The sequence below is a fragment of the Nostoc sp. NZL genome (assembly GCF_015714705.1).
GTDB lineage: Bacteria > Cyanobacteriota > Cyanobacteriia > Cyanobacteriales > Nostocaceae > Nostoc > Nostoc foliaceum_A.
Window position 1 is genome coordinate 22,160 of the sequence record NZ_WBKL01000080.1, and the last position, 26,453, is coordinate 48,612.

Consider the following 26,453-nt stretch of genomic DNA (forward strand, 5'->3'; position numbering starts at 1 on the left):
AGAAGCAATTTTTCGATGAAAAAACTCAAAACCTTAGCATTGATTCCTATTGGTTTCACAATTTGCTTAGGATTATCATCTTGTACGCAACCTTCAAAAACAGCTACTCAACCAACCAATAAATTACAGGGAAAGTTAGTTTTAACAGGCTCTAGTACAGTAGCACCGTTGGTAGCAGAAATTGGTAAGCGATTTGAATCAGAGTATCCTGATGTGCGAGTGGATGTGCAAACAGGAGGTTCATCTCGTGGTATTGCCGATGCTCGTACAGCCGTTGCTAATATTGGTATGGCATCTCGTAGCCTCAAAGAGGAAGAAAAAGACCTACAAGCTTTTTCAATTGCCCGCGATGGAATTGGCATTATTTTGCATAAAGAAAATTCAGTAAAATCCCTGTCAAATCAACAGGTTATCGATATCTATACGGGTAAGATTAACAACTGGCAACAGGTTAGCGGCAAAAATGCACCGATTACGGTTGTCAATAAAGCTGAAGGACGTTCTACCCTCGAATTGTTTCTTGGCTACTTTAAACTCAAGAATAGCGATATCAAAGCATCGGTTGTCATTGGGGACAACCAGCAGGGCATTAAGACAGTAGCAGGTAATCCTAACGCCATTGGTTATGTATCAATTGGTACTGCTGAATTTAGTATTAACAACAGCGTTCCCATCAAGTTATTGCCTTTGAATGGAGTCGCTGCCACCACAGAGAATGTCCAGAATGGGACGTTTCCTCTTTCCCGTCCTCTGAATTTAGTTACCAAAATCCAACCACAAGGATTAGATCGAGCATTTATCGAGTTTGCACAGTCGCCACAAGTCCATGACATTGTTAAAAAACAGGATTTTGTCCCCATCTCAAAGTGATATCTTTTTAGTGTGGATATTACGGCTATTCAGTCTGGTCACAGGTATTATTGTTATCTTAATTACCACATTTTTATTACTTGAAGCATTGCCGATACTGCGACAGGTAGGATGGTTGCGTTTTGTCAACGATCCATCTTGGCATCCAGTTCAAGGATTGTATAACCTGATGCCGATGTTGTGGGGAAGTCTTTTGGTGACACTCGGTTCTGTGCTGTTTGCTACACCTTTAGGAATTGGCTCGGCGATATTTTGTCAATATTATGCACCTCCTTTCATTGCTAGATTTTATCGGCAGTTAATTGAGTTACTCGCAGGCATTCCTTCTGTAGTTTACGGTTTCTGGGGTTTGGTCGTCCTTGTGCCGCTGATTGGCAAACTACAGCCGCCGGGAACCAGCCTTCTAGCGGGAATCGCCATTTTGACATTAATGATTCTGCCAACGATCGCCTTAACAGCAGAAGCCAGTTTTTCTGAAGTCCCGGCTGAGTATCTACAGGGTGCAGCAGCCTTGGGAATTTCTCGCTGGGCAACAATCAGAAGCGTTGTTTTACCTGCTGCTAAATCTGGTTTATTTACTGGTTTGATTCTAGGAACAGGACGCGCCATTGGAGAAACGATGGCAGTGTTGATGGTTTGTGGCAATGTAGTACAAACGCCCACCAGCTTATTTGACCCCGTTCGCACCCTCACTGCCAATATCGCTTTAGAGATGGCTTACGCCACAGGGAATCACCGTTCAGCACTGTTTGTTAGTGGCTTATTGCTGATGGTAGTGATCGCCTTATTGATAGCCGTTGCCGAAGGTATTAGCCGGAGAAACATTTATGGGTAAAAAATCGATCCCATTACCTACCCTTGTCCTCTGGGCGATCGCTCTATTTGTCACCGCCGTTTTTTGCTGGATTTTAGGCGATATCGTCTGGCACGGCATGGGGCAACTTTCCTGGGAATTTTTGACAACTGAACCTCGAAATGCAGGGCGTGAGGGCGGAATTGCGCCGATTCTGATTTCTACTTGTCTGATTTTAGGGGTTTGTATGGCGGTTTCTCTCCCCCTTGGTATTTCTACTGCCGTGCTATTAGCCGAGTTTACAACCACTGAAAGTGGGTTTGGGCGTTTGGTGCGTCGTAGTTTGGATGTGTTGGCAGGAGTACCATCTATTGTTTTTGGCTTGTTTGGCAACGCCTTTTTCTCGATTAAGTTGGGATTAGGCTTTTCGATTTTGTCCGGTGGGTTGACTTTGGCTTGTATGGTGTTGCCAATCCTGATTCGTTCCGCAGAAGCAGGATTTCGGGCTGTTCCGGCTGATTATCGATTAGGGGCAGCCGCTTTGGGATTATCACGCACCACCACATTATGGAAACTGCTATTACCAGCAGCGACACCTGGGTTAGTTGTGGGTTTAGTGCTGGGGATTGGCAGGGCGATCGCCGAGACAGCCGCACTGATTTTTACCAGTGGTTATGTAGATCGAATGCCAGAGTCATTACTGGATTCTGGGCGATCGCTATCGATTCACATTTTCGATTTATCAATGAATGTGGCTGGCGGGGATGCTAACGCCTACGCTTCTGCCTTAGTGCTGTTGATTTTATTGTTGCTGGTGAATGGTATAGCAACATGGACAGCTCGGTTTTGGTTAGCTCGGAGAATTACATCTTGATGAAGGAATCTCAACTATCACAAAATTCTCGGTTATCTCTGCCTTCAATGCAAACCGAGCGACTGAGTTTATATTATGGGAAAAAAGCTGCTTTTACAGAGATAACCATGCCGATTCAGGCAGGTAAGATTACTGCACTGGTGGGGCCTTCTGGCTGTGGCAAAAGCAGTTTTTTGAGTTGTCTGAATCGTCTGACTGATTTGATACCTCACACCAAAGTTGCGGGAAGCATTCGGTTAAATTCTTTAGAAATTCTCAATGAGCGTGTAGATGCGATCGCACTACGCCGGCGTGTGGGTACAATCTTCCAAAAGCCCAATCCTTTCCCCTTCTCAATTTGGAAGAATCTGGCATTTCCCCTACAAGAACACGGGATCAAAAACCGCGAAAAACTTGATTGGCTGATTGAAACCACGCTCCAAGATGTCGGACTGTGGAAAGAAGTCAAGGATCGACTTCATACCTCTGCCTTATCTCTGTCTGGCGGACAAAAACAGCGATTATGTATTGCCCGTGCTTTGGTTGTGCAACCAGAAGTCTTACTATTTGATGAACCCTGTAGCGCCCTCGATCCGATTTCTAGCGGCGTAGTTGAGGATTTAATTGCCAGTCTGCGAGGACGTTACACAGTGGTAATTGTTACCCACAACCTCGCTCAAGCTAGACGAATTGGTGATTACGCTGCCCTGTTCTGGGTACAGCAAGAAGTAGGACGATTAATTGAGTATGGTACAGTCGAGCAGATTTTTACAGCACCCCAGCACTCTTTGACTGCCGCCTACGTGAATGGTATTCGGGGGTAGTAATACCAATTCGTAAGCACATTCAGTACGCATGGCGTTAGCCCAGTCGCCGCAAGAGATAGCAGAGTCCATTGCTGTTTGCAAGCGATCGCAGAGATTTTTGTGCAGATTAACCCAATGCCTCTTGTATAAAAAACTGAGTTCGGGATTATCTCTTCTGATAATTGCTAATATTTCGGTCTTACCTATCTCCATATCGGAAGGAAGCTAAACCAACTAACCCCGACTGAGGTATTGCAATTGCGTGATCGCCCCTAAAAAACTTTATTAGCTAGTGCTTTTTTACTCTATTGGATAGATAATATAGCTAAGTATGAGCAAAAATTTATAACTCATATTTAAGGAGCTTTAATGACTAGACGTATTACCAGTGCTGTAAATTCACTAGTGGCAAACTTATCTCGACGAAATGCACTTTTGTGGCTTGGAGGTAGCGGAGTAACTACCGCCTTGATGGTTGGAGCACAAAAGGAAGTGAGCGCTCAAAACAACAAAGAGTTGAAATTGGTGAACCCACCAACGTTATATGATGCAACCCGAAATGGCTATAGTCATATAGCTGTTACACCATCAAGAACGAGAACCGTCTATATTTCTGGTCAATTTGGTTCGGATTTACAAGGTAATCTTGTCTCCGACGACTTTGAACAGCAGTTAATACAGGCTTTTAAAAACCTCCGTTTTGCCCTACAAGCAGTTGGTGCACAACCACAAGATGTAGCAAAAACTACTATTCTTATCGCGGATTACGACCAAAGCAAATTGATCCCATTAGGACGTGAAATTAGTAATTTGTGGGGGTATAAACCACCAGCAAATACTCTTATTCCCGTTCCTAGACTTGCACTTGACGGTATGTTGTTTGAAATTGATGCTTATGCGGTAATTCCAGAAAAAGGTAATTGAAGGCTGTTTCCAACTTAACTAAAAATCCCAGCAGGTGCTAGTAGTTCGCTCTCATGAACTTGGCTCTTTCAAGGGTAAGGGTAAAAGAGGAAAGGAATTAAAAACCTTTCCCCAGCCCTGAGAAGCACATTTTTAGGTTGTCAAATTACTAGCTTACGTTGGGAATCCTAAATCTAAAGTTAAGCCACACTAATATTTACCAATTAACATTAAACTACCGTTGCTAATTTGGGAACAATAAGTTTATAAATAACTAGGATTTAGCAGCATGTTTAGCAATCACGTTAGTATTCCCAGATACCACATCATTGAAGAAATCTACAATGGTTTGAGAACCATAGTTTATCGAGGGTATCGAGAAACTGACTCATTACCTGTAGTGATCAAACTGCTGAAAAATCCATATCCCACCTTCAATGAACTGGTGCAGTTTCGCAATCAGTACACCATTGCCAAAAATCTAAATTCATCCCTGATCATCCAAACCTACAGCTTGGAGGCATATCAAAATGGTTATGTGTTGGTGATGGAAGATTTTGGCGGCATTTCTCTAAAAGATTATTTTACTCGTGATCAGACGCGAGACAAGGGGTTTTTGCAAGAGTTTTTACAAATAGCGATCGCGCTGTGTAATACCTTAGAGATCCTCTATAGTCAGCGCATCATTCATAAAGACATCAAACCGAGCAATATTTTAATTAATCCTCATTCCAAACAAGTTAAATTAATCGACTTTAGTATTGCATCACTATTACCAAGGGAAACGCAAACGCTAATCAGCCCCAATGTGTTAGAAGGAACACTAGCTTATATTTCTCCAGAGCAAACAGGGAGAATGAATCGGGGGATTGACTACCGGACTGATTTTTATTCACTCGGTGTAACTTTCTATGAGTTACTCACAGGTGAGTTACCTTTTCAATCAAATGATCCAATGGAGTTAGTGCATTCCCATATAGCTAAAATAGCCTCCTCAATACATAAAATTAACTCAGAAATTCCGCCGATAATTTCGGAGATCGTCAGTAAGCTGATGGCGAAAAATGCTGAAGACCGCTATCAAAGTGTATTAGGACTAAAGTATGATTTAGAAATTAGTCTTACTCAACTGAAGACAACGGGTAAAATTGAAACTTTCCCAATTGCCCAAAGGGATGTGTGCGATAGATTTATTATCACTGATAAACTCTATGGACGAGAAGCAGAAGTAAAAATCCTACTAGAAGCATTTGAAAATGTCAGCTTGGGTGCAACAGAAATAACACTGGTAGCTGGCTTTTCAGGAATTGGTAAAACTGCGATTGTTAACGAAGTCCATAAACCTATTGTTCGTCAACGTGGATATTTTATCAAAGGCAAATTTGACCAATTTAATCGGAATATTCCTTTCTCAGCATTTGTTCAAGCTTTCCGCCATTTCATGGAGCAATTACTAGCAGAAAGTGATGTTCAAATACAAGAATGGAAAAATAAAGTTATTCAAGCATTAGGTGAAGACGGACAGGTAATTATTGAAGTCATTCCCGAATTAGAAAGAATTATTGGCCAACAACCACCTGCACCAGAATTATCAGGGAACGCAGCCCAAAATCGATTTAATTTATTATTTCAGAAATTTCTCCAAGTATTTACAACTAAAGACCATCCCTTAGTAATATTCTTAGATGACTTGCAGTGGGTAGATTCGGCTTCTTTGAAACTCATGCAATTATTAGTGAATGAAACTAATCAGGGATATCTATTGTTAATTGGTGCATATCGAGACAATGAAGTTTTTCCAGCACATCCGTTGATGGTGATGTTGGATGAAATTCATAAAACAGGCGTAACTGTGAATAGGCTTACGCTGAAACCGCTTAACCAATTACAATTGAATCAACTTGTAGCCGATACGTTAAATTGTGCAGAAAATGTGGCATTGTCTCTTTCACAATTGATTTATCGCAAAGCTCAAGGTAATCCATTTTTCGCAACTCAGATTCTCAAATCATTACATCAAGACCAACTAATTCAATTCAATTTTGTAGAGGGATGCTGGCAATGTGACATTTCCCAAATAAATCAGCAGACACTAGCAGATGATGTTGTTGAGTTTATGGTCTTTCAATTACGAAGGCTACCAGAATCAACTCAACAACAATTGAAGCTAGCTGCTTGTATTGGGAATCAGTTCGATTTAAAAACATTAGCGATTGTTTCTAAACAATCAGAGGTAGAAACCGCAGATTTCTTGTGGAAGGCTTTGCAAGAAGGATTGATTTTGCCGCAAAGTGAGGTTTATAAGTTTTTTGTTGATTCAGAAAATCAAGCAGCTACTCAGGAACATTCTGAGATGGTTGTATATAAATTTTTACACGATCGCGTCCAGCAAGCGGCCTATTCACTGATTCCAGAAGCACAAAAACAGTCAACACACCTGCAAATTGGGCGATTGTTATTGCAGAATACACCTTTAGAACAGCAAGAGGAAGGAATTTTTGCGATCGTTAACCAATTCAATTACGGACTGGATTTATTAGAGGAACCTAGCGAACGAGAACATTTGTCCCGGTTAAATCTGATAGCTGGTTGTAAAGCCAAAAATTCGACTGCTTATGCGACAGCAGTGGAGTATTTAAAAGTTGCGATGCTTCTATTACCGATAAATGCTTGGCAAAGCAGCTACGAGTTGACTCTTGCGGTTTACGAATCTGCGGCTGAGGCAGAATATCTCAATACAAACTTTGATTCATCAAAATCATTAGTAGAGATTATCCTCAAAAACGCTAAATCTCCATTGGAAAAAGTTCGCACCTATGAGATTCAAATCCAATCTTATACGGCGCAAAATAAATTCATTGAAGCAATAGCTACAGGTAGAGAAGCGCTGCAATTACTAGATTTTACATTACCTGAAGACGGTAACACTCAAACAATTTTTGATGAACATCAACAGTTGCAAGAAATGTTGCTTCATCAATCGATTACAGCATTGGCAGATTTGCCAGAAATAACTGATCCTCAAAAATTAGTTGCACTCCGCATTCTATCGGGTTTGTTTGCACCGGTTTATATAGCCAAACCGATGTTGTTGCCACTGAAGATTTTTACAATGATCAGAATTTGTATCCAGTATGGCAACTCACCACAGGCATCTGTTGCTTACAGCCTCTATGGATTATTTTTGTGCAGTATTGGTGCAATTGAAGATGGGTATAACTTTGGGAAACTGGCAATACAACTTTTAGATAAATTTCAAACTAAAGAACTTAAAAGCCGAGTTTATTTAACATTTAGTCTGTTTATTAAACACTGGAAAGATTCAATTAAATCCACATTGAGTTTATTTTTGGATGGATTACAAAGTGGATTAGAAACCGGAAATTTAGAATATGTAGGCTATTGCGCTAATTGCTATTGTCAATTTCTCTTCTGGAGTGGAGACAACCTAGAAAATGCTGTGCTGGAGGCAGATAAATATTGCGAACTGATGCAGCAGATTAAACAAGAAGTATCTCTGGTTTGGGGAAATATCTGGCGGCAGACGGTTCTAAATTTACAAGGAGAAGTGGTCAATCCCTGCTGTTTAAGTGGAAAGCATTTTAACGAAGTAGAAATGCTACCAACTTTGATTGAAACTAACAATATCAATGGTATTTGTTATGTCTATCTAGCAAAAACGCTACTGTCTTATCTTTTTGGTGAATATAAATCTGCTTGGGAATATTCCCAAAAATTTGAGCAGTATGAGCAGGGAGCAGCAGGCTTATTAATTGTTCCTTTGCGAAATTTTTATCAATCTCTGAGTTTGTTAGCCCTTTGTTCTCAGGTAAGTGAAGCACAGCAACAGCTTTATCTTCATAAAGTAGCTGAAAACCAAGCAAAAATGCAAGAATGGGCAGAACATGCGCCAGTCAATTACCAGCATAAGTACAATTTAATTTTGGCTGAACAAGCTCGTGTAACAGGCGATCGCCTACAAGCCGCAGATTATTATGAAATAGCTATCCAAGAAGCAATCGCTAATGACTATGTTCAGGAAGCAGCGATCGCTAACGAACTTGCTGGCAAATTTTACCTAGAATGGGGTAAAGAAAAAGCCGCTGAAGGATATCTGCAACAAGCATATTACTGCTATGCCCATTGGGGAGCAAAAGCCAAAACTGATGATTTGGAAAAACGCTATCCCAAATTACTCAAACCCATTTTGCAACAGCAAGAATTCAACTTTAACCCCTTAGAAAGCATAGCCAGCATTGCCCGTACATCAACTTTCACATCTACTTACACTACCAGCAGTACTAATATTTCTGATGCTCTAGATTTAACCTGCATTCTCAAAGCCGCTCAAACTATCTCTAGTTGTATCGAATTAGATGCACTCATCAGCAGTATCAGTCGGATTATCCTAGAAAATTCTGGTGCGAAAACATCTGTATTAATTCTTCCTCAAGAAGATACTTGGCAAGTGCGGGCAATTACCTTTATCGATCTACAGTCAAATTCCCAGACTGATGTCAAAACCATTCTTGATACACAACTACTAGATGCTTGTCAAGATATTCCTAGAAAACTGATAAATTACGTTAAAAATACTCAAGAAACCGTCATCATAGACAATTGTAAAACAGATATTCCTGGTGTAATTGGGGAATATATGCTGCTACATCAACCCCAAAGTGTATTATGTACACCCATTATTAAGCAAGGTCATGTGGTGGGGATTCTCTACCTAGAAAATCAACTAAATCAAGGGGTATTTACTAGTAACCGTCTACAGGTGATTAACCTACTGTCCTCCCAAGCAGCAATTGCCTTAGAAAATGCTCGGCTTTATCAACAAGCCGGGCAAGCATTGCAAGATTTGCAGCAGGCACAATTACAAATAGTCCAAAGCGAGAAAATGTCTGCATTGGGTAACTTAGTTGCTGGTGTAGCCCATGAAATGAATAATCCTTTAGGCTTTATTTCTGCTACTCTCCAGCAAGCTCAACCTACCCTTGCTGATGTTTTTGAACACTTAAAACTATATCAAAAAAATCTACCCAACAAGAGCGAGGAAATTCTTGACCACGCCGACAGAATAGACTTAGATTATAGCTTAGAAGACTTGCCCAAGATGATTGCTGCAATGGTAATGGCGTGCGATCGCCTGAAAAATATCAGCACCAGTCTCCGCACTTTCTCTCGTGCAGACCAAGCCTACAAAGTACCGTTTAATATTCATGAAGGTATTGATAGTACAATTCTAATTTTAAAACATCGTCTCAAAGCCAATGATAGCCGTCCGGCAATTGAAGTAGTAACTGAGTATGGAAAGTTATTGGAAATTGAATGCTTTCCAGGACAATTAAATCAAGTATTTATGAACATTTTAGCGAATGCTATTGATGCATTAGATGAATCAAATATAGGTCGGACTTTTGAGGATATTCAAGCTAATCTTAACCGAATTATAATTACCACCTCATTAAAAGAAAACCAGGTTGAGGTGAAGATTGCTGATAATGGGCAAGGGATGAGTGAATCAGTCAAACAAAAGGTATTTGATCACTTGTTTACCACTAAAGGTGTTGGGAAAGGAACGGGATTAGGATTAGCGATCGCTCAGTCTATTGTTGTAGAAAAACATGGTGGAACTTTGGATGTGAATTCTACCCCAGGCGAGGGAACAGAATTTGTGATTACCTTACCGATTCTGGCTCAAATTCTGGGGTAACTTGTTGGAGATATTGGCAGGACTTGCTCCTAGTCCGCTTCTTTATCAAGAAAGCCAGGAAGCAGAAGGAATACTACCCTCTGCTTCGTGCTGTGACTACTCATGAGCAAGGGTTTAAGAACCCTATTGAACTTCCGCACCCTGTTTTCCTGCTTTTACAACAGCAAACTAACCAAGGTTAATCTTGACGGCTTTTTTCTTCTCTCCTTCAACCTTTGGTAGGGTGAGGGTAAGAATGCCGTTCTTGTAATCAGCTTGGGCTTTATCGTTTTGAACGTGAGCAGGTAGCGGAATGACTCGCTCAAATTTGCCATAACGGAATTCAGAGCGCATCATGCCTTTTTCTTCCGTCTTGGTTTCAGACTTGCGTTCGCCACTGATTGAAACAGATTCTTCAGTAACCTCCACATTCAAATCTTTAGATTCCAGTCCCGGAATTTCTAGTCTGAGGTGAACTGCGTCAGCAGTTTCTTCCATTTCGGCGGAGGGTATAAAGGTAAATGCAGAGACTTCTCCATCGCCACTGGGGATGAACCGCTCAAACAGACGGTTCATCCGTTGTTGCAAATGCTCCATTTCCCGCAAAGGCTCCCAACGGAAAGGTTCCCAACGTTCAATTTCTTGAAAAGGTTCCCAACGAGTAATCGCCATAATCATTGCCTCCAATATTCGTGATTTAAAACTTGATATTTCAACTTGATTGCTACCCTTGCAGGTTTCGCTTCACTGCGATCTGGATGTAGCAAGTTATTAGTTAGATGGTGGTAAAACCCTTTTGCAAATAAGAAAGGTTTTGCCACTATTTTTAGGTTAAAAAGAAAATTTGAGGAACTTGTGAGGAAGTGGTTGATACTCCCTAGACTATGAAGAAAGTGCCTGAAGTCAACAGTTTTTAACCTTGCAGGTGATGCTTACCAATCAGTCTAACAGTACTAGCTTGGAGTCCTTTGTCACCTTCTTCTTCCGCAAAACGAACTTCGTCTCCCGCCTGCAACTGCTCGAAATCACCATTGAATAGACTGTTGCGATGAAAATAAACTTCGCTACCATCAGGTGTCTCAATGAAGCCGTAGCCCTCATCTGGGAATAATGTCGCAATCCGTCCATGAGGCTGTTCTTCGTGAGTCTTGGTTTCTTGCCGTAGCATACTGGCATGGTCTTGTAGTTTGCGCTTGGCTGCATCAAAGGCATCACGAATTGCTACATAAATATCCTCGTGCGATTGACGTTCAGGTGGGTCACGTTTCACAACTATTTCCCCCGTTGGCACAGTGATATCAATTCGCACCTGATAAAGTTTGCCGTTACGGTGATGTCGATGTGGGGCATCAACTATGACTCGACAGCTGGTAATTCGGTTATAAAAATTCTCTAGTTTATCAACTAAGGAGCGAATTTTTGTTTCTACAGCTTCTGATGGAGGAATGTTATGAAAGGTGATTTGTAGTGGGATTCTCATGATTGCTCCTATTTCTCAAGTATTTCTTGCCTTGATTGACAAGTTGCTCAGACAAGGCGCTAATTAAGATGCGTTTTCCCAATCACAAAGCAACTCATGCTCTTGCTTAACTGCAAGTTTACGTAGGGGAACTTGAGGAGTACCGATATCTGTTGAATGTTTAGATAACTGTTTTTTCTGAATTTGCTTTTTTAGCTGCAACTTTGGTTTAGTAGCTGTGATGGTCATTATACTCACCTCCCACACTCAATCTGGAAGGACAATTCATTATGAGAAGGCAAATGTAAAACAGGCTTTCTGTCGGTCTTTTAGACCTAGATTCTGTACTTCACGAACTTACAGTCTGCTGTATATACAGCAGCAATTAAAGCTCAGTAGTCAATATATATTCGGATTTTGAACTTTAATTATTAACACTCTACTTTTAATTTCTATTATTTATCTAAAAGCCAATACCAGGCAATAAACGATAAAAAACTATATACAAATAAAATATAATATTTCGGCAGGCAAAAGTTCAACAATAGGAGGATTTGAGCAATTTAATGAATGCTTTGTAGAGACAGTCACTTAGGACTCTAAAATTCATGTAAAATTAAATAAATAGCCTATTTTTGGCGAATTAAAACTCTAAATAATAAAAATTCGCTGCTAATGTCCTTAATAACTAATTGAAAATCGCATACCAAGGTTATAAGCTGATCATCAATAAAATTGAGGAAATTGTGAGAAAAGCAAAACTACCTCACAAGTTCTTCAAATTTCTCTCTTAGCATCAAATTAAAGCCATAACAAGTGAGCCGCATTGCACCTAGGCAATTACATACTCCCAACCTATAAAAACTGGTGAATTTACTATGCAAAACCTATCTAATCAACCAGTGAAAAGCGCTCATGAACTCAAAAGGAAGTATGAAGCAGGCGAAAGAGACTTTCGAGCCGCCGAGTTATCTAAAGCTGACTTACAAGAAACCTATTTAGAAGGAGTAGAACTGAGTGGAGCCAACTTGGATGCAGCCAAACTTAGTAGAGCAGACTTGAGTGGAGCTAACCTCAGTGGAGTTTTCTTAAGAAAAGCCATCCTCAGAGGAGCCAACCTCAGTGGTGCAGACTTATTTAAAGATAAATTAGTTGGAGCCGATTTGAGTGAAGCCGACCTGCGGGGCGCAGATTTGAGGGGAGCTAACTTAAACGGCGCTAATCTGAACGCAGCCAAATATGACAGTTACACAGTTTTTCCAGAGGATTTTGACCCTGTGAGTGCCAAGATGATATGCCTGGAAGAATAAGGAAGGAGATATGTTATGACTAGAATCCTGACATCCGATAAAGTCTTCCCTCGAATGGTGGAATTGCGCAGGAATTTACACCGTCATCCTGAACTGGCATTTGAGGAAAAAAAGACAGCAGCGATCGTTATAGATGAACTCAAGCGTCTAGGTCTTCCTTTTTGGTATGGCGGGGTAGGTAGTGGCGTCATTGCCAAGCTGATGAATGCTGGACAAGGAGCACCTACAATTGCACTACGGGCTGATATGGATGCCCTCCCCGGACAAGAAAATACGGGGTTGCCCTTTGCTTCTCTCAACTCAGGCAAAATGCACGCCTGCGGTCACGACGGTCACATGTCGATGGTGTTGGGCGCAGCAGCTTTACTCAAGCAGAACCCACCACCGGGAAATGTCGTTTTTATCTTTCAACCTGCTGAGGAAAAGGGTGCTGGGGCTAAAGTCATGATCCAAGCCGGTGCTTTAGAAGGCGTGAATGCCATCTTTGGCGGCCATGTTACCCGTCACTACCAAGTGGGAGAAATTATGGTTGCTAAGGGAGCAATCACTGCCCATTCTGATGGCTTTACCATTTACGTTAAAGGTCGAGGTGGACACGGAGCCAGACCCCATGAAACTGTTGATGCCGTAGTTGTTACTGGACTATTGATTATGGCTGTGCAAACCCTAGTTTCACGAGAAATCAACCCAGCCTATCCCTCGGTAGTAACCATCGGCAAAGTAGAAGCAGGTAGTGCAGCTAACGTCATTGCCGAGGAAGCAACTCTGCAAGGCACGATCCGCACAACTAATTTGGAGGTGCAAAACTATCTCATTGATGGAATTAAGCGCATAGCCACAGCCGTTGGAGAACTGCACAATGCGAGGGTAGAGGTAGAGATTCGCCACGGATACCCGCCTGTAATCAATACAGAAACAGAAACGGAAATTGCCCGACGGGCTGTAGTTAAGTTATTGGGTTCAAAGGGATTGGTCGCAATGGATCATCCCAGCATGGGGGCAGAAGATTTTTCTTACTACTTATTACACGTTCCTGGCTGTTACGTCAGATTTGGCGCTTGCCAACAGGGTTGTGAGAATATACCGTTGCATAGTCCTTCCTTTGACTTTGACGAAGAAGCATTGAAAGTTGGTGCAGCCTTCTTTGATCGGGTGGTTAGAGAGGCGATCGCAGAATATGCAAATAATTCCTAGTGGTCTGTCTCATTAAATATGATCGGTAAACTCATTCTTAATTTTTCTTCCTTTGCGCCCTTTGCGTCCTTTGCGGTTCGTTTCTCAACCCCCTCAAAATTAATGGGACAGACCACTAGTACCTAATTACGAATTACGAATTACGAATTACGAATTATTAATGATATGGGTGATATAGAATTCAAAAGCTCTCCCGAATTCTCTCTCGGTATGGAGATTGAGTTGCAATTGCTCAATTCTGATACCCTGCAATTGGTAGATGGCATTTTACCGCTTTTGGAACAAACTCCTGACAACTCTTTCGTTCAGGCAGAATTTAACCAAGCTATGGTAGAGGTTGCCTCTAAAGTCTGCTCAAATATCCCTGAGTTAGAAGCAAATATCGTTTCAATTCTCAGTGACCTCAAAGCCAGATGCCAAGAACTGGGCATGACAATTTGTACAGCAGGGACTCATCCATGTTGCGATCGCTTTGCCTCTATCACCCCTCTTCCCAGATATCTCACCCAGCAAACTGCATCTGGCTATCTCGCGGGCTTAATGATGACTTTTGCCCTTCAGATCCACGTAGGAATGCCATCTGGGGATGCAGCTATAGATATTATGGGCAGACTCAAACCCTATCTTCCCATTTTGCTGGCGTTGTCTGCTAGTTCACCTTTTTGGTGGGGTCACGATACAAGCTTTGCCTCTTATCGCCAAAGGTTTTTATCATCGTTGAGAACCTATGGTATTTCTCCCAGCTTTAAAAACTGGCAAGATTTTGCTAATTTCTTTACTACTGCTCAATATGCAGGGATGTTTGAAATTATCCGTGATATCCATTGGGATTTGCGTCCCCAGCCTGATTTAGGAACCCTTGAAGTTAGGGTGATGGATGCTCAACCAACGGTAAAAGAATCTATGATGCTGGCTGCTTTTGTCCATTCTTTAATTGTGGATTTACATCACCACAGCCAAGAAAAGCAAGCAGGATTTCTGTTAACTCCTCTTCCTTGGTTGATTGAGAAGGAAAACTACTTTCGAGCATCTCGGTGGGGTTTAGATGCTAACTACATCGAAGATGAACAAGGCAACAGCAGACCCATCAAAAATATAGTTAAGGATATCTTGAATGCAGTAGCAGAAACTGCCGATACTCTGGGAAATAGTTCATATCTACTCCAACTCGAAAAAAGATTAGCAGAAGGGCCTAGTTATATTCGCCAACGGCAAGTGTTTGCAAGGACAGGTTATGTGAAGGCGGTAGTTGCTTCTTTAGTCAGCGAGTTGGAGGATGAATTAGCTATTACAACAAGACAGGAGGCAGAAAATAATCAGCTTTCTTCGATAACCTTTTAACCTTCTCAATTGGTAATTCTTAATACCTTACTAAATTATTCATGAACAAAAAGATCCCCGACTTCTTTAAGAAGTCGGGGATTTGAGCCTTGCGATTTTAGATTAAATAATTCTTCACGTCTTCCTCACATTTTGTTTCTAACCTCAAAGTAGAGTCAACATTTTAAATAACAAGGTGGCAAAAGGTGAGCCACTGCGTTTATCGATCAAACTCCAAGAGAAATAGAGAGTATTGGAGAGAAAGTATGCTCAATGTTGTGCGTCGCAGTCAAATTATCGGTTGGATAGAAATAGATAGCTCAACAGCTGCTCGTTTTGGCAAGGTAGAGGAAGTGTGGCTGGATGAATCGGGGGGTATTGCCTATTTTTCGGGTGGAGAAGCGTATCTGCCAGTAGAGAGAATTGCTGGGGTAGGCATGGGTGCGGTTTCAGTTTATTATCCCCCAGTGATTGACACTCCAGAAAATCTTCGGTGCTTGCATGAAATTAAGATTGAATCTACACTAGGTGAAACCCTTGGCTGGGTGGAAGATTTTTTATTTGATTGGCAAACAGGAGAAATCGCTGCTTACATTGTGGCTGGAGAAATTGCGGCTCCTTATGGTGGAAGAGCAGTGCTGTGTCCCAAAGATGTCGAGGAAATTACCACTGATAAAGTAATTATCCGTGAAAATGTTCAAGACCAACTCCAGGGTGAATCAGACGGATTGAAGGGTTTCTTAAGTGAGAAATCACAACAGGTACAACATCTGGTACATATAATAGGCGATCGCCTACATCATCTGATTGCCCCTGAAGATAAACCAGAAGTTGTCCGCGTCAAAATCAAAGAAGTTAGCGACGAAGTGGCAGCTTCTACTAATCATCCACATCACGCCTTGCAAGAGGCTACGGAGTTTTTGCAAGAGCAATGGCATAGTTTGCAACAGAGTATTTACCGTGCAGGCGCTCGCACAAAATCTGCTTTAGATACTGCCTGGAAGCAAATCACCAAATAGTCTTGATTATGGACAATTTCATCCTTTTTGCTGGCACAGCTAACCCAGATTTAGCTGCCGCTATTGCTCAGAAACTCAACATTTCCTTGGGTAAATCTGTGGTTGAACGTTTTCCAGATGGTGAAGTAAATGTGCGCCTGCTAGAGTCGGTACGCCAAAAGATCGTGTTTATTCTCCAATCCACAGCACCACCTGTCAATGACCATCTAGTAGAACTTTTAGCGTTTGCAGATGCCTGTCGTCGGGCTGCGGCTGCTCGGATTACAGCAATTATTCCTTACTTTGGCTACGCCCGTGCAGATAAACGCCACGGTAGGCGGGAACCAATTACGGCCAGTATGGTGGCTGAAGTGTTACAGGCTGTCGGAGTAAATCATGTTGTCACACTTGATTTACACACCCCACAAATTGAGGGTTTCTTTCGGATTCCTGTAGATAGTTTGACGGCTGTACCAATTTTTTGCGAGGCTATACGCCATCATTTACCGCCTAATTTTGTAGTTGTATCGCCAGATACGGGGCGTGTACAGATGGCAACACAGTATGCCCAAAAGCTCGATAGTTCGGTAGTGGTGCTACACAAACACCGCACAAGTAGCACTGAAACAGAAGTAACTCGTGTTGTGGGTGATGTAAAAGGTTATGCCTGTTTAATTATCGATGACATGATTTCCACTGGCGGCACTCTTGCTAAAAGCATTGAAGCACTACTCAAAGCTGAGGCACGTCCAGAAATCATTATTGCTGCTACTCACGGTTTATTTGTGAAGGAAGCACGCGCTAAGTTAAGTCACCCCAGTATCCAGGCTGTTTTTGTCACCGACACTGTAACACCAACAGAAACCAACTGGCAGCAATTAAAAATTGTCTCTGTTGCACCTTTAATTGCTACTGCTATTCAACGATTTAAAGCTGATGGTTCAATTAGTGATTTATTTTAACCAAGAGGTATAAAAATATGCGGCAAATATTCCTTAATCGGACTGAAGCAGGTAAACAATTAGCTGCCCAGTTAACAGAGTATGCCAATCGTCCAGATGTTTTAGTATTGGGACTTCCCCGTGGTGGTGTGCCTGTAGCATTTGAGGTAGCAAAGGCACTTAATGCACCATTAGATGTCTGCTTAGTGCGGAAACTAGGTGTACCTGGACACAAGGAATTGGCAATGGGTGCTTTAGCAATGGGAGGAGTACGTGTAATTAATGGGAATGTCGTAGATTGGTTAAGGATTTCCAAAGAAACTATTGATGAAGTAGCAGCAATCGAAATGCGGGAATTAGACCGCCGCGATCGCACCTATCGTGATAATCATCCGCCACCAAAAGTCAAAAATCACACCATTATTCTTGTAGATGATGGGATTGCTACGGGCGCTACTATCCGAGCAGCGATCGCTACATTGAAAAAACAACACCCCCGCGAGCTTGTGGTAGCAGTTCCGGTTGCGGCGGCATCCACCTGTGAAGAACTGCAAGCAGAAGTAGATAAGGTTGTATGTGTGATTATGCCAGAGGATTTGTATGCGATCGGTATTTGGTATGAGGATTTTGAGCAAATAAGCGACGCAGAGGTAAGTGAACTCTTGGCAAGGCAAAAACTTTTGATAGCTAATGACTGAAATAGTTCGTAATTCGTAATTAATTCATCATGGATAGAACATCAATACATCACCCCTACGAACATCGGGTGTTAGTGACAGCAGGTGAAGTTAACTTAGAGGGGAATTTGGTGATTCCAGATGGTGCTACGGGCATAGTCTTATTTGCTCATGGCAGTGGTAGCAGCCGTCACAGCCCCCGCAATCGCTATGTTGCTGGAGTTTTACAACAGGCAGGACTCGCAACTTTATTAATTGATTTGCTGACTCTGGAAGAAGAAGAAATTGACCTCCGAACAAGACATTTACGCTTTGATATTGCTTTGTTGGCATCGCGGTTAGTTGGGGCTACAGATTGGCTAGTACATAACCCAGACACCCGACACCTAAAAGTCGGTTACTTTGGCGCTAGTACAGGAGCCGGTGCAGCTCTAGTTGCCGCCGCAGAACGCCCAGAAGTTGTGCAGGCTATTGTCTCTCGTGGTGGACGACCGGATTTAGCTGGTTCAGCCTTACCTCATGTCAAAGCGCCAACATTGTTGATTGTTGGGGGTTACGATATGCCAGTGATCGCAATGAACGAGGATGCACTAGAACAGTTGCGATCGCTTCCAGGGGGGCGTAGCCCATCGCCAAAACGACTAGAGATTATTCCTGAAGCCACCCATTTATTTGAAGAACCAGGTACATTAGCAGCAGTAGCACGACTGGCGAGTGAATGGTTTACGCACTACCTCAATCATGGGGTATAAAGTCGATTGCGGAGGTCTAGATGGATGTAGTCAAGCGTCGTATCGGTCTTGAGCAAGAGTTTTTTCTGGTAGATGAAGTTGGTCATTTGAGCGATCGCGCTGATGAATTTTTGCAAGGTTGTCACTTAATGGCGCAAGCACAAGGTTTAAATCCAAGTTACTTTGTGCCGGAGTTCGTCAAAAGTATGGTGGAAATTAACACACCACCAGCCTATTCTGCTACAGAGCTAGCAAGAGTTTATCTCAAAAATCTCAAATTGGCGCTTGCTGTGGCGCGACAGATGGGTTTACGCCTTTACCCCCTGTCTAGCTATCCGTTGCATATCATGCCAGTGATGCGCGATCGCCCTAACTATCATATCCAAGCGCGGACTGTCGGCTATGAAAGATTTCTGCACGCCGGGAAATGTACTGGCACACATCTGCATTTGGAAGTCCCGCCTGGAGTAATTGACCCTCGTGTTGCAGTATCCTACAACTCGACATCGACAGAGCGAGAAGAACTACTAAATATCTACAATTTAGCTACAGCTTGCGACTCAGCGCTCATTTCCCTGACGCGGGCGTGTCCTTTTTATGAAGGACAAGCGATCGGGCTAGCCGCGCACACAATTCGTTATCGAGGTAGCGAAACCTTTGGTTGGGAGGGAGTTTATACTAATTTACAACCTGTCGGCGGACTCATGCCTTATGCCGAAAGTGTCGAGGGTTTAGTTGAGCAGCAGTTCGCTCGTTACTATGCTTGGCTGCAAGCGATAGAAAAAGCCGGAATCGAACCTCACTTGTTCTTAGAAGCGGGAGGGAGCTTACTTAAGTCAGCTTGGAATCCAGTTAGACTCAACAAACTCGGCACTGTGGAAATAAGATGTATAGATAGCAACTATCCCTCAGTTATTTTAGCTGTAATTACACTGTTGGAGAATGCGGCTAATCGAGTCAGACGAGAGAATTTAACAGTTAGACCAGCTAAAGAAATGCAGATATTTAAATTAGTAGGCAACCACCTTTATGTACCAGATTTTGAATATCTCAATGGTGAATTGCTCTATACCTCAGCTACAGAGGGAGTCAAAAATCCCAAAGTTAAGGCTTACGTCGATTCAATTTTGCAGTTTGCGATGAAGGACACTGGCGAAGGAGCAAATTTTCTGGCAAAACTGAGCCAAGACCTTGATCGCTATCAGACAATAGAAGCCGGGATATTGCAAGAGTTTATCCCGACAACTGCTCAACTTCCATTAGATGCGGGTTTACGTCTAGTGCGTGAGTGTTGTGACAAGCTAGAAGCCCAGGTTTCATGGATAGATATAGAAAATCCCCTAGCAGCGTTGGATATTGATGAACGATTTTGACTACAGCAGCGTTAATGGAATCTCAATTCAATAAACAACCTTGCTGAATCAAAGTATGAAATGATTGGATAGATGAAGCGCTAAAAGCGTTTACCAGTAATTCTTTCACAATCCAAAATCCAAAATATAAAACGGTATAACTTCCTCATAAGTTCCTCATATTTTTGCTTTAGTATTTAAATTAAGAACATAATTCTGCTTGATTTTTAAATCAATATCTTTAGTTTTTTGTTCAAAGCTTTCCAACTAAATTTACTCAAAACTTAAGGTTATGGACGTTAAAGAACTTCTAGATCGATATGCAGCAGGAGAACGGAACTTCCACGGTATTGTCTTACCAAAGGCCGACCTACGGGGTGTTCACTTGGGTGGTGTAGACTTTGGTAGAGCAGACCTGAGAGGCGCTAACCTAGCAAAAGCATCTATGAGTGGAGCTAATTTGTGTAAAGCCAATCTTCAAGGTGCGAACCTAGAACACGCAAATTTATCTGAAGTGATTTTTTGTGGCGCTGATTTGTGTGAAGCGACACTCACAACAGCCAACCTCAATGAATCAGACCTTAGTGGTGCATATCTTTGTGGTGCAGACTTATGTGATGCTACTTTGCATATGACATCACTTAGTGCGGCAAACTTGCAGCGTGTAAATTTGAGTGATGCAAAAATGAGCGGAGTCAGGATGTGGAAAGCTGATTTGCGAGAATCTGACTTGACTGGTGCTGATTTAAGCGAGGCAAATCTGAGTGAGGCAAACCTGACTGGAGCCAATTTAAATGCAACAGATATGAGTGAAGCTTTTTTAACTGGGACAATTATGCCTGACGGTACTATGCATAAATAGTGTTAGAACCTGAAAATTAGTTGTCTGCTGATAGTCGGTTCTTAGAAAACAGTCTTTAGGGAGGTAGAAAATGCCTCAACTAGCACCGCATATATTTGATATCTTATACCAGCAGGGTGTACAACACGCGTTTGGTATACCTGGGGATTTTGCCCTAACGCTATTTGATGCACTAGCGGCTAGCAAGATTGAACCCATTGTTATGACACATGAACCCTGCGTAGGCTTTGCTGCTGATGCTTACTCCCGGATTCGGGGTTTAGGTTTAGCGGTTGTTACCTATAGTGTCGGCGGGTTGAATATGGTGAATGCTGTAGCAGGCGCTTATGCGGAGAAATCACCATTAGTAATTTTAAGTGGTGGCCCAGGCATCCGGGAACGGCGGGAGCATGACTTACTGCACCATAAAGTAAAAACCTTCGATACGCAACGGCGTGTTTATGAAGAAGTCACTCTTTACGCCACAACGTTAACTGACCCAAAAACAGCTGATACGAAAATTCATCGTGCCCTTGACTATGCAACGACATTCAAGCGTCCTGTTTATTTGGAAATTCCCCGCGATCTGGTTTATGCCGAGATTACGGAGTCAGAACACTTGCTACCACCAATCAAGCGCACTGATCCAGATACCTTAACGGAAGCCGTTGCAGAAACCTTGGAGATGTTACAGCGATCGCACTCACCTGTGATTATTGCTTGTGTAGAGGTTCATCGCTTTGGCTTGCAGGAACAACTTCTAGCCTTGGCAGAAAAACTCGGTGTACCAGTCTGCTCAACCATGTTAGGGAAATCTGTTTTTCCTGAAGGACATCCCCAATACATCGGTATCTACAATGGTGAAGCAGGGGATTTAAATGTGCAAAGAACTATTGAAGAATCAGACTGTGTGCTGATGTTGGGAGTGTTTATGACTGATATTAACTTGGGGATGTTTACCGCCCATCTCAATCCAAGTTGTACAGTCTATGCAACCTCAGAGCGCATTGCTATTAAACATCATGAATACCCGAATGTGAGGTTTGAAGATTTCATCACCACCTTATTGAATAGTCCAGATTTGCCTCATTGGAATTCATCTAGCATCAAAACGATGAAACCGCGTGTTGCTCCATCTTTGGGCAAGATTTCTATGAGTGGATTACTCTATGAACTCAATCAGTTCATTGACAGTAATACTCTACTGGTGACAGATGTCGGTGATACCTTATTTGCAGCAGATGATATCCAGACACAGCAAGGCACATCATTCTTATGTCCCGCCTTCTACGCCAGTATGGGATTTGGAATTCCTGGTGTAATCGGCGCTCAATTAGCCGATCCATTCCGGCGGGCGATCGCTTTGGTTGGCGATGGCGCATTTCAGATGACAGGAATGGAATTGCTCACAGCTAAACGCTTAGGACTGAACCCAATTGTCATTGTCATCAATAATGGTTCATTTGCTTCTCTCCAAGCGATGGGGCATCAAGAAGCGGCATTTGTCAAAATTCCCACAATTGACTATGCCCAGTTAGCAAAAGTCCTGGGAGGTCATGGCTTTGTTATTCACACAGGTACACAACTACAACAAGCCTTACATCTAGCGAGAGATAGCGAGATTTTCAGCATTCTTGATGTTCGTCTTTCACCTGAGGATATTTCGCCTGCTTTGCAAAGATTGAGCGCACTATTTGCCAAAACTCTCAAAGGATAAAGTCATACGAATTCGTAATTCGTAATTCAGACAGTCCCCAACCCCCAATTCCAATGGATAATATTTTTCGGTTTGCTGATGATCTAGGCCCAGCCAAGATTATCCACATCTACGAAAGAGAAGCCGATTTAAAAGCGATTGTCGTTGTTGATAATGTTGCTTGTGGCCCTGCGATCGGTGGAGTACGGATGGCAGTAGATGTGACAACGGAAGAAGTCTTCCGACTGGCGCGAGCCATGACCATGAAAAATGCTGCTGCTGAGTTACCCCACGGTGGCGGCAAATCTGCAATTTTAGCTGACCCAAAACAGTCCTTGGCAGATAAGGAACGCTTGATACGTACTTTTGCCCGTGCCATCAAGGACATCACAGAGTATATCCCTGGCCCCGATATGGGAACAGATGAACAGTGCATGGCTTGGATCAAATCAGAAATTGGTCGGGCTGTCGGACTACCAAGAGCAATGGGTGGTATCCCTTTAGATGAAATTGGCGCTACTGGCTTTGGTCTTAGTGTTTGTACAGAAGTTGCAAGCAAGTTTTGTCACCTCAATTTAAAAGGTAGTCGTATTGTCATTCAAGGTTTCGGTTCCGTTGGCAAACACGCTGCTCGCTTCTTAGCTGCTCAAGGGGCGCTACTTATAGGAGTAGCAGATTCTCAAGGAACGCTGTTTAATCCTCAGGGAATCGATGTAAAGCAGTTAATCAAACTTAAAAATTCTGGTAAGAGTGTGATTGACTATCCACAGGGAGACAAACTAGGCCGGGACGCAGTTATTGACATTGAATGCGATATTTGGATACCAGCCGCCAGACCTGATGTCATTCATGCTGATAATGTTGCTTGCTTGAAAACTCAGCTTGTCGTCTCAGGTGCTAACATCCCGTTCACGGAAACAGCCGAAAGGATATGTCATCAACGAAATATTCTTGTAGTACCTGATTTCATTGCCAATGCAGGGGGCGTAATCTGCGCTGCGGTTGAGTATGATGGTGGAAATCAGACAACAGCTTTTGAGGCTATTGCCGAGGAAATTCGCCACAATACGACGCTAGTGTTAGAACAAGCTACCCAAACAGACAGGCTACCACGACAGATTGCCGTGGAACTTGCCCAACGGCGGGCATGTATTGCTAAGAAAGATATTTTTTAGCTTTAAACAAAATCTAGTAGATTTCACAGGTATTTATTGGTTGTTAATTATTGATTGTTTGGAATTTTTTAAGACGTATACGCCATCTATAATTCCTCAGTTTGGATCAGATTTTTATCAGGATGTGGTGGCGAGGTACGAGGTATGGGGAAATTATTCCAAAATTGGGGAGAGGCTTTTACCTCTCCCCCAAATTTTACGAATTTTAATTCAGTCTATTTTATAACTAGTTCATGCTCAAATTAATATCAATTATCCTCATCTTAAAGGCGTAGTTTTTTAGCCTGAAAATATTCTTTAGAAAGATATAAGTACATCAAAACTTATATCTATTGGTTGATAATTTAATTAAATTATTTTCTACTATTTAGGAATACCTTGTGAATTTATTAGAGAAACTTTAACACGGTTTTACTTGAGAATAAAATATATCATGCAGTAGTAGTTATGTATATAGATGATATAGGGTAAATTTTTACAGAAATTGCCTTGGCACTTTTGTAGAAATTTAAATTTATAGGTCATGCTGGCAGATTCATAGGTTTCGTACTGTGAACTAAGAGCCTAAGATAGCTACATTTATCTTGTCGCTTTTAGATATCAAATTAAAGCTTAGATACTCATCTGTCAAACAGGTCAATTAGTAACAGATTAGATGGATATAGCTATAACCTGGACAAATAAAGTTCACAAGTCTTGACCTGATGTTAAATAAAAATAAAATTGGTTTTCTTAATGATTCCCAATAATAATATATATGAATAAAATTTTAGGATTGATTTTTATAACCATAGCACTAGTAAGTTTATTATTTTTACCATTATTTACCGTGAATCAGGAAAAACAACCTTTTTTTTTGTTAAATTCTGTATCAATTAGTCAAACTATTGAACAGATAAAAGAGCAATATGAATCTGATTTACTGAGTATTGATGGTGTAGTAGGTGTGGGAATTAGTGAATGTGAAGATAAACCTTGCATAAAAGTGTATTTAGAAAATGAATCTCCGAACTTGAAAAAGCAAATACCAAAGCAGTTAGATGGATTCAAAGTAGATACACAAGTGACAGGAGCCATTCAAGCATTGCCTCAGCAATAACAAGTCTTTTTTCTCTGTAAAAGGGAGATGGCGATGAACAAAGTTAATACCGTCAAACAGGATTATGAGGAACAACTGATGAGGCTACCCAATGTTACAGGCGTTGGCATTGGTGACAAGGATGGGAGGACGGTCATTAAGGTTTTTGTGACCCAAAAAATTCCAGAGTCCGACTTACAGCCGCAGGAGGTTGTCCCGAAGTCTATAGAAGGATGTGAAACCGACGTTGAAGAAATCGGCATTGTAACAGCACAAATCTAAACAACCAGATCAACAGGAGATTTGATATGAAATTAGATGAAAACAAGATGATACTGTCTGGACAGTACACAGCAGAGGTGCAAAAAGCTCACAGAGCCGCAGTAGAAGAGTTTATGAGTCCACAGCAGCTACGTCCCAACGTCGTTGGTCTTGGAGTAGGCGTAAAATGGCGGAATGGAGAGCCTACGGGTGAGCCAGCTTTGTTGACATTAGTCACTCACAAGATGCCAAAAGATGAATTGAGTGATGCTGATCTCGTACCATCGACATTGGCAGATATGCAAACTGATGTTTTAGAAATCGGTTATCCTTTCGCGGGAGTGGGCGAGTTACGCCAAAAACCACCGCAGATGAGAACTGAGCTTATACAACCTACTAATGGTGTGACTGGAACTTACCGTGTTACTGAAAGGGTTGAAATACCAGAAGCGGGCATTGAGATACTTGCTAAACGTGCCCGTCCAGCGGAGGGAGGCTACAGCGTTGGACATTTCAAGATTACGGCAGGTACTATTGCTACTTGCGTGTACGATATTTTACCAGAAGGTTCTACGAACCCTCCCGTACATGGCAAAGGTATCCCGTCCCGCTATTATATTCTTAGCAATAATCATGTCTTGGCTAATAGCAACGATGCTGCTGTAGGTGATCCTATATTGCAACCAGGCCCCTTTGATGGCGGGACTGCTCCAACAGATATCATCGCTCGGTTGAACCGATTTGTTCCAATTGACTTTGAGCCAACAATTCCCAGAGAACAGCACCGCAACCTTGTTGATGCGGCAATCGCAGAAGGAGCATTCCATGATCTTGATCGGGAAATTTACTGGTTGGGTTACGTGCGAGGTTGGCGGCGCAAGCAGGATATAACGGTGGGGATGCCTGTGTATAAGACTGGACGCACCACAAACTTCACAAGCGGTAGAATTACGGCGATTAGTGCCACTGTCGATGTGGGCTATGGTAACGGGAGGATAGCTCGTTTTAAGGATCAGATAGTTACCACCAATCTTTCGGCCGGTGGTGACTCTGGTTCACTGGTTGCTACTTTGGTCAATAACACCCCGGCGGCTGTAGGGCTGCTGTTTGCTGGCTCTTCGGTGGCAACTATTGTGAATCAAATCGAAAATGTGCGATCGCTACTACGCATAGAAGTTGCAGAACAGATTCTCTAAAAGCATATCTTAGTCAATTAGTAGTCCACTAACGACTTGGTGATAGTGTGTTGTTTTAGCAGTAGATACCTGAAATCAAAAACCCCCTAGCTGTGATATGAGCTAGGGGGCTTTGATATAAAAATGAATCCTGGCATCGAGCTATTTTTGCGTAGGGCTACCCCTAAACTATCGTGGCCGCAGCAGCGTTTCACCTCTGAGTTCGGGAAGGGTTCAGTGTGGTTCCACCGCGCAATAGACACCAGGAAATATTGTTGGGTCAGAGACCCTGAAGACTGCACAGTAACGCGAAACCAAATGA

The 26,453-nt window shown here is 42.2% G+C and carries 23 protein-coding genes and 1 rRNA gene; 20 read left to right on the top strand and 4 right to left on the bottom strand.

The annotated features are described in order from the left end of the window. Positions 1-15 precede the first annotated feature (15 nt). From F8R90_RS11920 to F8R90_RS11945, 6 genes are all read left to right on the top strand, one after another. The gene (locus tag F8R90_RS11920; RefSeq protein WP_196510904.1) at positions 16-870 is read left to right on the top strand and encodes a phosphate ABC transporter substrate-binding protein; all 855 of its coding nucleotides are present in this window, start codon (positions 16-18) and stop codon (positions 868-870) included. Further along, positions 851-1,705, top strand: coding sequence for a phosphate ABC transporter permease subunit PstC (gene pstC / locus F8R90_RS11925; protein WP_230966265.1), 855 nt, complete (start codon positions 851-853; stop codon positions 1,703-1,705). Before F8R90_RS11920 ends, pstC begins: the two co-directional genes overlap by 20 nt. After that, positions 1,698-2,537 (top strand): phosphate ABC transporter permease PstA, encoded by an 840-nt coding sequence (pstA, locus tag F8R90_RS11930; protein WP_196510906.1) that lies wholly within the window; start codon positions 1,698-1,700, stop codon positions 2,535-2,537. The genes pstC and pstA overlap by 8 nt, the downstream gene beginning before the upstream one ends. Beyond that, complete coding sequence (locus F8R90_RS11935; protein WP_196510907.1) at positions 2,537-3,340, top strand: phosphate ABC transporter ATP-binding protein; 804 nt, start codon at positions 2,537-2,539, stop codon at positions 3,338-3,340. Before pstA ends, F8R90_RS11935 begins: the two co-directional genes overlap by 1 nt. A 351-nt stretch (positions 3,341-3,691) precedes the next feature. After that, complete coding sequence (locus F8R90_RS11940; RefSeq protein WP_196510908.1) at positions 3,692-4,246, top strand: RidA family protein; 555 nt, start codon at positions 3,692-3,694, stop codon at positions 4,244-4,246. Positions 4,247-4,514: 268 nt separating this feature from the next. Next, positions 4,515-9,944 (top strand): ATP-binding sensor histidine kinase, encoded by a 5,430-nt coding sequence (locus F8R90_RS11945; RefSeq protein WP_196510909.1) that lies wholly within the window; start codon positions 4,515-4,517, stop codon positions 9,942-9,944. A gap of 168 nt (positions 9,945-10,112) precedes the next feature. Here the strand turns inward: F8R90_RS11945 and F8R90_RS11950 are convergent, their stop codons facing one another. From F8R90_RS11950 to F8R90_RS11960, 3 genes are all read right to left on the bottom strand, one after another. Next, positions 10,113-10,595 carry an Hsp20/alpha crystallin family protein gene (locus tag F8R90_RS11950; RefSeq protein ID WP_190899690.1) on the bottom strand — a complete coding sequence of 161 codons (483 nt, stop codon included), beginning with the start codon at positions 10,593-10,595 and terminating at the stop codon, positions 10,113-10,115. Between the two features lie 241 nt (positions 10,596-10,836). After that, positions 10,837-11,403 (bottom strand): HPF/RaiA family ribosome-associated protein, encoded by a 567-nt coding sequence (locus F8R90_RS11955; RefSeq protein ID WP_196510910.1) that lies wholly within the window; start codon positions 11,401-11,403, stop codon positions 10,837-10,839. 63 nt (positions 11,404-11,466) lie between these two features. Beyond that, positions 11,467-11,631, bottom strand: a complete 165-nt coding sequence (locus tag F8R90_RS11960) for a hypothetical protein (protein WP_196510911.1) — start codon at positions 11,629-11,631, stop codon at positions 11,467-11,469. Between the two features lie 629 nt (positions 11,632-12,260). On the opposite strand from F8R90_RS11960, the gene F8R90_RS11965 reads away from it, so the two are divergent. The 14 genes from F8R90_RS11965 to F8R90_RS12030 all read left to right on the top strand — a co-directional run bounded on the left by F8R90_RS11965 (position 12,261) and on the right by F8R90_RS12030 (position 26,152). Then, positions 12,261-12,692 (top strand): pentapeptide repeat-containing protein, encoded by a 432-nt coding sequence (locus F8R90_RS11965; protein ID WP_196510912.1) that lies wholly within the window; start codon positions 12,261-12,263, stop codon positions 12,690-12,692. 15 nt (positions 12,693-12,707) lie between these two features. Next, positions 12,708-13,886, top strand: a complete 1,179-nt coding sequence (locus F8R90_RS11970; protein ID WP_196510913.1) for a M20 metallopeptidase family protein — start codon at positions 12,708-12,710, stop codon at positions 13,884-13,886. A gap of 165 nt (positions 13,887-14,051) precedes the next feature. Next, positions 14,052-15,227 carry a carboxylate-amine ligase gene (locus F8R90_RS11975; RefSeq protein ID WP_196510914.1) on the top strand — a complete coding sequence of 392 codons (1,176 nt, stop codon included), beginning with the start codon at positions 14,052-14,054 and terminating at the stop codon, positions 15,225-15,227. Between the two features lie 245 nt (positions 15,228-15,472). Beyond that, a complete protein-coding gene (locus F8R90_RS11980; RefSeq protein ID WP_196510915.1) occupies positions 15,473-16,225 on the top strand; it encodes a PRC-barrel domain-containing protein in 753 nt (250 codons plus the stop codon). Positions 16,226-16,233: 8 nt separating this feature from the next. Beyond that, positions 16,234-17,166, top strand: coding sequence for a ribose-phosphate diphosphokinase (locus tag F8R90_RS11985; RefSeq protein WP_196510916.1), 933 nt, complete (start codon positions 16,234-16,236; stop codon positions 17,164-17,166). A 17-nt stretch (positions 17,167-17,183) separates the two neighbouring features. Then, positions 17,184-17,843 (top strand): phosphoribosyltransferase, encoded by a 660-nt coding sequence (locus F8R90_RS11990; protein ID WP_196510917.1) that lies wholly within the window; start codon positions 17,184-17,186, stop codon positions 17,841-17,843. Positions 17,844-17,872: 29 nt separating this feature from the next. Next, entirely contained in the window at positions 17,873-18,574 is a 702-nt protein-coding gene (locus tag F8R90_RS11995) for a dienelactone hydrolase family protein (RefSeq protein ID WP_196510918.1), read from the top strand. A 20-nt stretch (positions 18,575-18,594) separates the two neighbouring features. After that, positions 18,595-19,926 (top strand): glutamate-cysteine ligase family protein, encoded by a 1,332-nt coding sequence (locus F8R90_RS12000; protein WP_196510919.1) that lies wholly within the window; start codon positions 18,595-18,597, stop codon positions 19,924-19,926. 271 nt (positions 19,927-20,197) lie between these two features. After that, the gene (locus F8R90_RS12005; protein ID WP_190899705.1) at positions 20,198-20,767 is read left to right on the top strand and encodes a pentapeptide repeat-containing protein; all 570 of its coding nucleotides are present in this window, start codon (positions 20,198-20,200) and stop codon (positions 20,765-20,767) included. Positions 20,768-20,837: 70 nt separating this feature from the next. Next, entirely contained in the window at positions 20,838-22,463 is a 1,626-nt protein-coding gene (locus F8R90_RS12010) for an alpha-keto acid decarboxylase family protein (RefSeq protein ID WP_196510920.1), read from the top strand. A 53-nt stretch (positions 22,464-22,516) separates the two neighbouring features. Next, positions 22,517-23,617, top strand: coding sequence for a Glu/Leu/Phe/Val family dehydrogenase (locus F8R90_RS12015; RefSeq protein WP_196510921.1), 1,101 nt, complete (start codon positions 22,517-22,519; stop codon positions 23,615-23,617). A gap of 757 nt (positions 23,618-24,374) precedes the next feature. Then, positions 24,375-24,716: a hypothetical protein gene (locus F8R90_RS12020; RefSeq protein ID WP_196510922.1), complete on the top strand. Its 342-nt coding sequence runs from the start codon at positions 24,375-24,377 to the stop codon at positions 24,714-24,716. Between the two features lie 33 nt (positions 24,717-24,749). Then, positions 24,750-24,977, top strand: coding sequence for a hypothetical protein (locus F8R90_RS12025; RefSeq protein ID WP_190899707.1), 228 nt, complete (start codon positions 24,750-24,752; stop codon positions 24,975-24,977). Positions 24,978-25,003: 26 nt separating this feature from the next. Then, on the top strand, positions 25,004-26,152 hold the full coding sequence (locus F8R90_RS12030) for a hypothetical protein (RefSeq protein ID WP_196510923.1): 1,149 nt from the start codon (positions 25,004-25,006) through the stop codon (positions 26,150-26,152). Positions 26,153-26,280: 128 nt separating this feature from the next. Here F8R90_RS12030 and rrf read toward each other — a convergent pair. Then, positions 26,281-26,398, bottom strand: a 5S ribosomal RNA gene (gene rrf, locus F8R90_RS12035). Positions 26,399-26,453 lie beyond the last annotated feature (55 nt).

Excerpts from the sequence above, each read along its gene's own strand:
- F8R90_RS12025 (WP_190899707.1), top strand. The coding sequence starts at position 24,750 with ATGAACAAAGTTAATACCGTCAAACAGGATTATGAGGAACAACTGATG.
- F8R90_RS11920 (WP_196510904.1), top strand. The coding sequence starts at position 16 with ATGAAAAAACTCAAAACCTTAGCATTGATTCCTATTGGTTTCACAATT.
- F8R90_RS12010 (WP_196510920.1), top strand. The coding sequence starts at position 20,838 with ATGCCTCAACTAGCACCGCATATATTTGATATCTTATACCAGCAGGGT.
- F8R90_RS11965 (WP_196510912.1), top strand. The coding sequence starts at position 12,261 with ATGCAAAACCTATCTAATCAACCAGTGAAAAGCGCTCATGAACTCAAA.
- F8R90_RS11950 (WP_190899690.1), bottom strand. The coding sequence starts at position 10,595 with ATGGCGATTACTCGTTGGGAACCTTTTCAAGAAATTGAACGTTGGGAA.
- F8R90_RS11960 (WP_196510911.1), bottom strand. The coding sequence starts at position 11,631 with ATGACCATCACAGCTACTAAACCAAAGTTGCAGCTAAAAAAGCAAATT.
- F8R90_RS11935 (WP_196510907.1), top strand. The coding sequence starts at position 2,537 with ATGAAGGAATCTCAACTATCACAAAATTCTCGGTTATCTCTGCCTTCA.
- F8R90_RS11980 (WP_196510915.1), top strand. The coding sequence starts at position 15,473 with ATGCTCAATGTTGTGCGTCGCAGTCAAATTATCGGTTGGATAGAAATA.
- F8R90_RS12015 (WP_196510921.1), top strand. The coding sequence starts at position 22,517 with ATGGATAATATTTTTCGGTTTGCTGATGATCTAGGCCCAGCCAAGATT.
- F8R90_RS11975 (WP_196510914.1), top strand. The coding sequence starts at position 14,052 with ATGGGTGATATAGAATTCAAAAGCTCTCCCGAATTCTCTCTCGGTATG.
- F8R90_RS11990 (WP_196510917.1), top strand. The coding sequence starts at position 17,184 with ATGCGGCAAATATTCCTTAATCGGACTGAAGCAGGTAAACAATTAGCT.
- F8R90_RS11970 (WP_196510913.1), top strand. The coding sequence starts at position 12,708 with ATGACTAGAATCCTGACATCCGATAAAGTCTTCCCTCGAATGGTGGAA.
- F8R90_RS11985 (WP_196510916.1), top strand. The coding sequence starts at position 16,234 with ATGGACAATTTCATCCTTTTTGCTGGCACAGCTAACCCAGATTTAGCT.
- pstA (WP_196510906.1), top strand. The coding sequence starts at position 1,698 with ATGGGTAAAAAATCGATCCCATTACCTACCCTTGTCCTCTGGGCGATC.
- F8R90_RS12000 (WP_196510919.1), top strand. The coding sequence starts at position 18,595 with ATGGATGTAGTCAAGCGTCGTATCGGTCTTGAGCAAGAGTTTTTTCTG.
- F8R90_RS12030 (WP_196510923.1), top strand. The coding sequence starts at position 25,004 with ATGAAATTAGATGAAAACAAGATGATACTGTCTGGACAGTACACAGCA.
- F8R90_RS11945 (WP_196510909.1), top strand. The coding sequence starts at position 4,515 with ATGTTTAGCAATCACGTTAGTATTCCCAGATACCACATCATTGAAGAA.
- F8R90_RS11940 (WP_196510908.1), top strand. The coding sequence starts at position 3,692 with ATGACTAGACGTATTACCAGTGCTGTAAATTCACTAGTGGCAAACTTA.
- F8R90_RS12005 (WP_190899705.1), top strand. The coding sequence starts at position 20,198 with ATGGACGTTAAAGAACTTCTAGATCGATATGCAGCAGGAGAACGGAAC.
- F8R90_RS11995 (WP_196510918.1), top strand. The coding sequence starts at position 17,873 with ATGGATAGAACATCAATACATCACCCCTACGAACATCGGGTGTTAGTG.
- F8R90_RS12020 (WP_196510922.1), top strand. The coding sequence starts at position 24,375 with ATGAATAAAATTTTAGGATTGATTTTTATAACCATAGCACTAGTAAGT.
- F8R90_RS11955 (WP_196510910.1), bottom strand. The coding sequence starts at position 11,403 with ATGAGAATCCCACTACAAATCACCTTTCATAACATTCCTCCATCAGAA.